Origin of the sequence: Micromonospora sp. NPDC051141, assembly GCF_044455765.1 — a bacterium.
Lineage (GTDB): Bacteria > Actinomycetota > Actinomycetes > Mycobacteriales > Micromonosporaceae > Micromonospora.
Genome location: NZ_JBITFD010000001.1, coordinates 283,415 through 292,409 on the forward strand (window position 1 = coordinate 283,415; position 8,995 = coordinate 292,409).

4 protein-coding genes are annotated in these 8,995 nt (G+C 75.1%); 3 read left to right on the forward strand and 1 reads right to left on the reverse strand.

Going from position 1 to position 8,995, the window contains the following annotated elements:
* Positions 1-28: 28 nt before the first annotated feature.
* Both ACIA6B_RS01375 and ACIA6B_RS01380 read left to right on the forward strand, forming a co-directional pair.
* Positions 29-1,591, forward strand: coding sequence for a bifunctional 3-(3-hydroxy-phenyl)propionate/3-hydroxycinnamic acid hydroxylase (locus ACIA6B_RS01375; RefSeq protein WP_396769792.1), 1,563 nt, complete (start codon positions 29-31; stop codon positions 1,589-1,591).
* Positions 1,592-1,621: 30 nt separating this feature from the next.
* Positions 1,622-2,509, forward strand: coding sequence for a class I SAM-dependent methyltransferase (locus tag ACIA6B_RS01380; protein WP_396769794.1), 888 nt, complete (start codon positions 1,622-1,624; stop codon positions 2,507-2,509).
* Between the two features lie 54 nt (positions 2,510-2,563).
* Here the strand turns inward: ACIA6B_RS01380 and ACIA6B_RS01385 are convergent, their stop codons facing one another.
* Positions 2,564-3,319, reverse strand: coding sequence for a thioesterase II family protein (locus ACIA6B_RS01385; protein ID WP_396769796.1), 756 nt, complete (start codon positions 3,317-3,319; stop codon positions 2,564-2,566).
* Between the two features lie 232 nt (positions 3,320-3,551).
* Here ACIA6B_RS01385 and ACIA6B_RS01390 point away from each other — a divergent pair, with 232 nt between their 5' ends.
* Positions 3,552-8,987 (forward strand): SDR family NAD(P)-dependent oxidoreductase, encoded by a 5,436-nt coding sequence (locus tag ACIA6B_RS01390; RefSeq protein WP_396769798.1) that lies wholly within the window; start codon positions 3,552-3,554, stop codon positions 8,985-8,987.
* The last annotated feature ends 8 nt before the right edge of the window (positions 8,988-8,995 follow it).

Consider the following 8,995-nt stretch of genomic DNA (forward strand, 5'->3'; position numbering starts at 1 on the left):
GGCCCAGGCGGACGAACGAGGGACGGCGATGACCGACGTACTGATCGTGGGCTACGGCCCGGTGGGCCAGGTGGCCGCGATCCTGCTGGCGCAGCGCGGCTTCACCGTGCGGGTGCTGGAGAAGTGGACCACCCCGTACAGCATGCCGCGCGCCGTCTCCTACGACGGCGAGGCCAGCCGGATCCTCGCCGCCTGCGGTGTGGCCGACCGGCTCGGCGACGTGACCGAGCTGTCCGGCGAGTACACCTGGAAGAACGGCTTCGGCCGGACGCTGCTGCACGTGCGCGCCGCGCCGGACGGCCCGTCCGGGTGGCCCGACTCCACGTCGTTCTACCAGCCCGGCGTGGAGGAACGACTCGCCGAACGCGGCGCGGAACTGCCCGGCGTGCAGGTGCGGCGGGGCGTCGAGGTGACCGGCCTGACCGATCACGGCGACCGGGTCGAGGTGACCGCCGTGGACGGCGACGGCGGCCCGCACACCTACACCGCGTCCTGGGTGCTCGGCTGCGACGGCGCGAACAGCTTCGTCCGGGGCTGGCTCGGCGCGACCGTCACCGACCTGGACTTCACCCACGACTGGCTGGTCTGCGACGTGGTGCTGCACACGCCGCGCGAGTTCACCCCGAACAACCTCCAGATCTGCGATCCGGCACGCCCCCGTACCGCCGTCTCCGCCGGACCGAACCACCGGCGGTGGGAGTTCATGCGGGTGCCGGGGGAGACGCTGGCGGAGTTCCGCACCGAGGCCAGCGCGTGGCGGCTGCTCGGCCTGTTCGACATCACCCCGGACAACGCCCGGCTGGACCGGTACGGCGTCTACACCACCCAGGCCTGCTCCGCCGACGTGTGGCGGCGCGGCCGGGTGTTCCTGGCCGGCGACGCCGCGCACGTCATGCCGCCGTTCCTCGGGCAGGGCATGAGTTCCGGCTTCCGCGACGTGGTCAACCTGGCGTGGAAACTCGACCTGGTGCGCCGCGGCCGGGCCGGGGAGGCGCTGCTCGACACGTACCAGGTGGAACGACGCGCGCACGTGCAGCACGCGATCCGGATGTCGATGGACTCCGGGGCGGTGATCTGCGAGACCGACCCCAAGAAGGCCGCCGGGCGGGACTCGGTGATGCTGGCCGCGCTGCGCCGGCGTACCCAGCAGCGGCACGTCCGCTCGCTGCGCGAGGCGATCGTCGACGGGGTGCTGCACCGCGCCGACGACGGCACGCCCACCCCGCGCGCCGGTGAACCCGCGCCGCAGGGCCGGGTGACCGTCGACGGGCGCACCGGCGGCTTCGACGACGTGGTGGGCGTCGGCTTCACGCTGCTCACCCGGGAACCCGCCACGCTGGACGACGACGCGGTCGCGTTCCTCGACGACCTCGGCGCGTACCGGCTGGTGGTGCGGCCGGCCGACGACGACGCGGCGGCCGGCGACCTGGCCGACCTCGACGGCGTCTACTCGACCTGGCTGGGCGGCGCGGACGCCGCGCTGATCCGGCCGGACTTCTATCTCTTCGGCGTGGCCGCCGGCCCCGACGCCGCCGCCACCCTGGTGGCCGACCTGCGCCGCCAGGTCGCCGCGCCCGCCCTGCAGCCCTGACCAACCCCCGCACAGCCCTGAGGAGCTGACATGCTGGAGAACCTCCGCACCCTCGGCCGGGTCATCCGGACCCTGGCCACCAAGGACCCGGTGACCCGGGTCCGCCGGTTCTACGAGATCCAGTCGCCGGACGTCGAGTTCGCGGCCCGCACCTCCCGCTACATGAACGTCGGCTACTGGGAGGAGGGCGTCACCAGTATCGACGTGGCCGGCCAGGCGCTTGCCGACAAGCTCGCCGACGCGGCCGGGTTCAAGCCCGACGACACCGTGGTCGACGTCGGCTTCGGCTACGGCGACCAGGACTTCGCCTGGCTGCGGGACCGCCGGGTGGCGAAGGTGCACGGCATCAACGTGACCCCCCGGCACGTCGAGCACGCCCAGGAACGGGCCCGCCGCGAGGGCCTCGCCGATCGGGCCGACTTCCAGCTCGGCACCGCCACCGCGCTGCCGTTCCCGGACGCCAGCGTGGACCGCGTGGTGGCGCTGGAGTCGGCGTTCCACTTCCACCCGCGCAGCGCGTTCTTCGCCGAGGCGTTCCGGGTGCTGCGGCCGGGCGGCACCATCGCCACCGCCGACATCATCCCGCTGAGCAACGACACGGCGCGCATGTCGATCAGCTCGGGCCCGCTCAGCTTCGTGAAGTTCAGCCTGCCGGACGAGAACTGGCACGACCGCAAGACCTACGGCGAGCAGCTCGCCGCCGCCGGCTTCGGCGCCGTGGAGGTGCACTCCATCGCGGACCGCACCTGGGAGGGCTGGCGCCGGTTCCAGTCCGCCCGCCCGTCCGACCCGGCGTTCCGGGCCGCCGCCGACGGCAGCGCGGTCAAGGGGATGGCCAACCACTGGCGCGACACCGAGCTGATCAAGAAGGAGCTGGGTCTGCTCGACTACGTCATCGCGGTGGCGCAGAAGCCGTGAACCGCCACGGTCCCCGCCGCCCGGACCGGGCGGCGGGGACCGGCGTGTGTGGAATCAGCGGACCGCCGCGCCGGTCAACGCCGCCGAGAGGGTACGCAGGATCGCCGGCTGGTGGGACGCCAGGAAGAAGTGCCCGCCCGGGAAGACGTGCAGGTCGAACGCGCCGGTGGTGTGCGCCGACCACGCCCTCGCCTCGTCCACCGTGGTCTTCGGGTCGGCGTCCCCGGTGAACACCGTGACCGGGCAGCTCAGCTTCGGCCCCGGCGCGTACGTGTAGGTCTCCGCCGCCCGGTAGTCGCTGCGGATCGCCGGCAACGCGGCACGCAGCATGTCCGGGTCGCCGAGCACCGCCGAATTGGGACCGCTGAGCTTCTTCACGTCGGCCAGCAGCCCCTCGTCGTCGAGCAGGTGCACCGTCTCGTGCCGGTGACACGACGGCGCCCGACGGCCGGACGGGAACAGGTGCGCCACCGCCCCACCCTCGGCCTCGATCAGCCGCGCCACCTCGAAGCCCAGCGTCGCGCCCATGCTGTGCCCGAAGAACGCCAACGGCCGGTCCCGCCAGGGCCGCAGCACGTCGGCCACCTGCCGGGCCAGCTCACCGATGCTCGGCACGCACGGCTCGTGCCGGCGGTCCTGCCGGCCCGGGTACTGGACGCTGAGCACCTCCACGGCCGGCGACAGCGCCCGGGACACCGGGAAGAAGAAGCTCGCGGAGCCCCCGGCGTGCGGCAGGCACACCAGCCGCGGGGCGTTGTCCGGGGCCGGATGGAACCGGCGAACCCAGAGGCCGTTGTCGTGGTCGGTCATCGTCACGCGGTCCTTCCGGCGGTGGCGCCCGCGACCCGGGCGCCAGGGCGGTCCACCGGACGCTAACCGGGCCGCCGCCGGTCCGGCCACCCCCCTAGCCCGCCGGGCGTACGGGTTAGGGGTTGTCGCAGCTCAGCGCGACGCCATAGCTTCCCCGCAAAGGGGACCCGTGGCTCCCGGATGACGCGTGCGCGCCGGACGACGGCAGGGTCCCCGCCGACCGAGGGTCAGGTTGATGGACACCGAAGAGAAGCTCCGGGAGTACCTGAAGAGGGTCACCACCGACCTGCGGCGGACCCGGCAACGGCTCCGCGACGTGGAGGACTCCGCCCGCCAGCCGATCGCCGTGGTCGGCATGGCGTGCCGCTTCCCCGGCGGAATCGCCTCGCCGGACGCGCTGTGGGACCTGGTGTCGGCCGGTGGGGACGCGATCGGCCCGTTCCCCGACGACCGGGGCTGGGACCTCGCCACGCTCTACGACCCGGAGCGGGAACGCCCCGGCACGTCCTGCGTGCGCGACGGCGGCTTCCTGACCGACGCCGCCGGCTTCGACCCGGCGTTCTTCGGCGTCTCGCCCCGCGAGGCGCTCGCCATGGACCCGCAGCAGCGGCTGCTGCTGGAGGTGTCCTGGGAGGCGTTCGAAGCCGCCGGTGTCGACCCGACCGGGCTGCGCGGCGCACGCGTCGGCGTGTTCGCCGGGCTGACCCACGCCGACTACGCGGCCGGCGCCGCCGACGTGCCCGACGGGGTCGCCGACTACCTGGGGCTGGGCAGCGCCGGCAGCGTCAGCTCCGGCCGGGTGTCGTACGCGTTCGGGTTCGAGGGGCCGGCCGTCACCGTCGACACCGCCTGCTCGTCGTCGCTCGTCGCGCTGCACCTGGCCGTGCAGTCGCTGCGCGCCGGCGAATCCGACCTGGCCCTGGCCGGCGGCGTGACGGTGCTGCCGACCCCGTCGATCTTCGTGGACTTCACCCGGCAGAACAACCTGTCCCGGGGCGCCCGCTGCCGGGCGTTCGCCGACGCCGCCGACGGCACCGCGCTCGGCGAGGGCATCGGCGTGCTCCTGGTCGAGCGTCTCGCCGACGCCCAGCGGCTCGGCCACCGGGTCCTCGCCGTGGTGCGTGGCTCGGCGGTTAACCAGGACGGCGCGTCGAACGGGCTGACCGCGCCGAACGGTCCGTCGCAGCAGCGGGTGATCCGGGCCGCGCTCGCCGATGCCCGGGTGTCCGCCGCCGAGGTGGACGTGGTGGAGGCGCACGGCACCGGCACCACGCTGGGTGACCCGATCGAGGCGCAGGCGCTGCTCGCCACGTACGGGCAGGAGCGGGAGACGCCGCTGCTGCTCGGCTCGATCAAGTCCAACATCGGCCACACCCAGACCGCGGCCGGCGTGGCCGGCGTGATCAAGATGGTGCAGGCGATGCGGCACGGCACGGTACCGGCCACGCTGCACGTCGACGCGCCGTCGACCAAGGTGGACTGGACGGCCGGCGCGGTCGAGCTGGCCACGTCCGCGCGCCCCTGGCCGGCCGCCGACCGGCCCCGCCGCGCCGCGGTGTCGTCGTTCAGCATCTCCGGCACCAACGCCCACGTGATCCTGGAAGCGCCCACCCCGGCCGAGGACGAGCCACCGGCCACGCTCGACGCGGCGGCGCTGCCGGTGCTGCCGTGGCTGGTGTCGGGGCGGTCGTCGGACGCGCTGGCGGCTCAGGCGGCGCGGCTGCGCGACCACCTGCGCGCGAACACCGACCTGTCGCCGGCCGACGTCGGCTTCTCGTCGGCGACCACGAGGGCCGCGTTGGCGCACCGGGCGGTGGTGGTCGGCGCCGACCGCGACACGCTGCTGGCCGGCCTGGCCGCGCTGGCCGAGGGCGGTGCGGCTCCCGGACTGGTGACCGGCGAGGCGTCGCCGGGTCGGCGGGCGGTGTTGTTCACCGGTCAGGGTGCGCAGCGCGCCGGCATGGGTCGGGAGTTGTATGCGGCGTTTCCGGTGTTCGCGGAAGCGTTCGATCGGGTGTGTGCGTCGTTCGAGGGTCGGCTGGAGCGGCCGGTGCGGGAGGTGGTGTTCGACGGGGGTGGCCTGCTGGACCAGACGGTCTACGCGCAGGCGGGGTTGTTCGCGGTGGAGGTGGCCCTGTGGGAGTTGCTGTCGTCGTGGGGCGTGACGGCCGACTATCTGGCGGGGCATTCGATCGGTGAGGTGACGGCCGCTCATGTGGCGGGTGTGTTGTCCCTGTCGGACGCGTGTGTGCTGGTGGCGGCGCGTGGGTCGTTGATGCAGGCGTTGCCGGCCGGTGGCGGGATGCTGGCGGTGGGCGCGTCGGAGGCGCGGGTCCGGGCGTTGGCGTCCGGGGTGGACGTGGCGGCGGTGAACGGTCCGTCGTCGGTGGTGCTCTCCGGTGCGATCGAGGATCTGGACCGGCTCGCGGGGGAGTGCATCGCCGAGGGTTGGCGGGTGAAGCGGCTCACCGTCAGTCACGCGTTCCATTCGCGGTTGATGGAGCCGATGCTGGCCGGGTTCCGGGCCGCGATCAGTGGTCTGGACTGGCACAGCCCGCGTGTGCCGATCGTGTCGAACCTGACGGGTCGGCTCGTCGATCCGGTGGAGATCGCCGGTCCGGAGTACTGGGTGCGGCACGTGCGCGAGGCGGTGCGGTTCGCCGACGGGGTGGCCACGTTGCACGAGTTGGGGGTGAGCACGTTCCTGGAGGTGGGTCCGGACGCGACGTTGACGGCGATGGCCGCCGACATCCCGGTCGACCGGCCGGTGCAGGACGTTCCGGCGTTGCGGCGCGACCAGGACGAGGTGACCGCGCTGACCACGGCGCTGGCCCGGTTGCACGTGGCCGGCACGCCGGTGGACTGGGCGGCCTGGTTCACCCGCGACGGGCGGCGGCCGGCCACCGTCGACCTGCCCACCTACGCGTTCCAGCACCAGCGCTACTGGATCGACGCCCGCGCCGCCGGCCACGACGCCGCCGGCCTGGGCGCCCGCGCCGCCGGTCACCCGCTGCTCGACACCGCGCTCGCCACCGCCGCCGGTGACGTCCGCGTCCACGGTGGCCGGCTGTCCGCGCGTGCCCAGCCGTGGCTCGCCGACCACGTCGTGCGCGGCCGGATCGTCGTCCCCGGCACCGCGCTGGTCGAGCTGGCGCTGCACGCCGGCGCGCAGGCCGGCTGCGACACCGTCGAGGAACTGACGCTCGCCGCGCCGCTCGTCCTGCCCGACGACGGCGCCCGCACGCTCCAACTCCAGCTCGCCGCGCCCGACGAGGACGGCCGACGCCGGATCACCGTCCACTCCCGGCCCGCCGACGATTCGCACGCCGACTGGACCGCCCACGCCGACGGCGTCCTCGCCCCCGGCGCGGGCGAGCCCGCCGAGCCGCTGACCGCCTGGCCACCGCCCGGTGGCGTGGCCGTGCCGGTCGAGCCGATCTACACCCGGCTCCGCGAACTCGGCGTCGTCCACGGGCCCACGTTCCGCGGGCTGCGCGCCGCCTGGCGTACGCCCGACGGGGTCTTCGCGGAGGTGGAACTGCCCGACGGCGCCGCCACCACCGGCTATGCGCTGCACCCGGCGCTGCTCGACGCCGCGCTGCACGTCGTCGGCCTCGCCGACGACCCGGCCGCCGACGAGACCGGCGCCCGGCTGCCCTGGGCCTGGAGCGGCGTCACGCTCACCGCCGAGGGCGCCACCCACCTGCGGGTACGGCTGACCCGCAGCGGCCCGGCCAGCACGCTCACGCTCGCCGACGCGGCCGGCGCACCGGTGGCCCGCATCGACGCCCTGGTGTCCCGGCCGCTCGCCGTCGACCAACTCGAGCCCGGCGCCGCCGACCTGCCCCTCTACGACCTGCGCTGGAACCCGGTGCCGCTGCCGACCCGACCGGCCACCGGAATCGTGCCGCTTGACCCGGGGACCCGCCTCGCCGGGACCGCCGACGACGCCCGGCTGGTGCTCGCCCCCGCCCGCGACCCCGCGCCCGACGACCCGCTCGCCGACACCCGCGCCCGGCTCGCCGACACGCTCACGCTGATCCAGGACTGGCTGGCCGACGACCGGCCCGCCGACCGGCGGCTCGTCGTGCTCACCCGCGGCGCGGTACCCGCCGACGGTGACGTCACCGACCTGGCCGGCGCCGCCGTCTGGGGGCTGGTCCGCGCGGCGCAACTCGAACACCCCGGCCGGTTCGTCCTCGCCGACCTGGCCGGTGACGACGACGCCGACCTGCTCGCCCGCGCGCTCGCCGCCGACGAACCCCAGTTCGCGCTCCGCGACGGCCGGCTGCTCGTGCCGCGCCTCGCCCCGGCCGAACCCGACCCGACCGGCGCCGTGGACCTCGTTCCCGACGGCACCGTGCTGATCACCGGCGCGACCGGCGCGCTCGGCGACGTCGTCGCCCGGCACCTCGTCAGCCACCACAAGATCCGGCACCTGCTGCTGGTCAGCCGGCACGGCGCCGACGCCCCCGGCGCGGCCGACCTGCTCGCCGACCTCACCCGCCTCGGCGCGCGGGTCAGCCTCGTCGCCGCCGACGTGGCCGACCGCGACCAACTCGCCGGCCTGCTCGCCGCCGTGCCCGCCGAACATCCGCTCGCCGGTGTGGTGCACGCCGCCGGCGCGCTCGACGACGCCGTGGTCACCGCGCTCACCCCGGACCGCACCGAGACGGTGCTGCGCCCCAAGGCCGACGCCGCCTGGCACCTGCACGACCTCACCCGCCACCTCGACCTGCCCATGTTCGTGTTGTTCTCCTCGATCGCCGGGCCGCTCGGCGCACCCGGGCAGGGCAACTACGCGGCGGCGAACGCGTTCCTCGACGGCCTCGCCCACCACCGCCGCGCCGCCGGGCTCGCCGCCACGTCACTGGCCTGGGGGCCCTGGGCGGAAACCGGCGGCATGACCCGGGACCTGGGTGTCGCCGGCCGGGACCGTCTCGCCCGCCAGGGCATCGTCCCGCTCCCCACCGACCGGGCGCTGGCGCTGTTCGACGCCAGCCGACGCGGCCGGCAGCCGCTGCTGCTCCCGGTCCACCTCGACCTGGCGGCGCTGCGGACCCGCACCGGCCGCGACGAGCTGCCGGCGCCGCTGCACGGCCTCGCCGGTGGGCCCGCGCGCCGCGCCGCCGCGACGACAACGGGCGGCCTCGCCGACCGGCTCGCCGGGGCGTCCGCCGAGGACCGGGCCCGCCTGGTCGCCGAGCTGGTCGCCGGCCAGGTCGCCGACGTGCTCGGGTACGCGTCACCGGCCGCCGTCGGACCCGACCGCTCCTTCACCGAACTCGGCTTCGACTCGCTCACCGCCGTCGACCTGCGCAACCGGCTCACCGCCCGGACCGGGCTCACCCTGCCGGCGACGATGGTCTTCGACCATCCCACCCCGGCGGCGCTGACCGGGCACCTGCTGGGCCGGCTCGGACCGGCCGCGACCGCGCCCACCGTCCTGGACGAGCTGGACCGCCTCGAAGCCGCGTTCGCCGCCACCGGATCCGACGCGCTCGCCGAGCTGACCGCCGACGACGAGACCCGTACCGCCGTCGCGGCCCGGCTCCGCACCCTGCTCGCCCGCTGGGACGGCGACGGCGGCGAGGTGGCCGCCAGCCTCGACGACGCCAGTGACGACGAACTGTTCGACTTCATCGACAGCCGCTTCGGCCGGTCCTGACCCGCGAC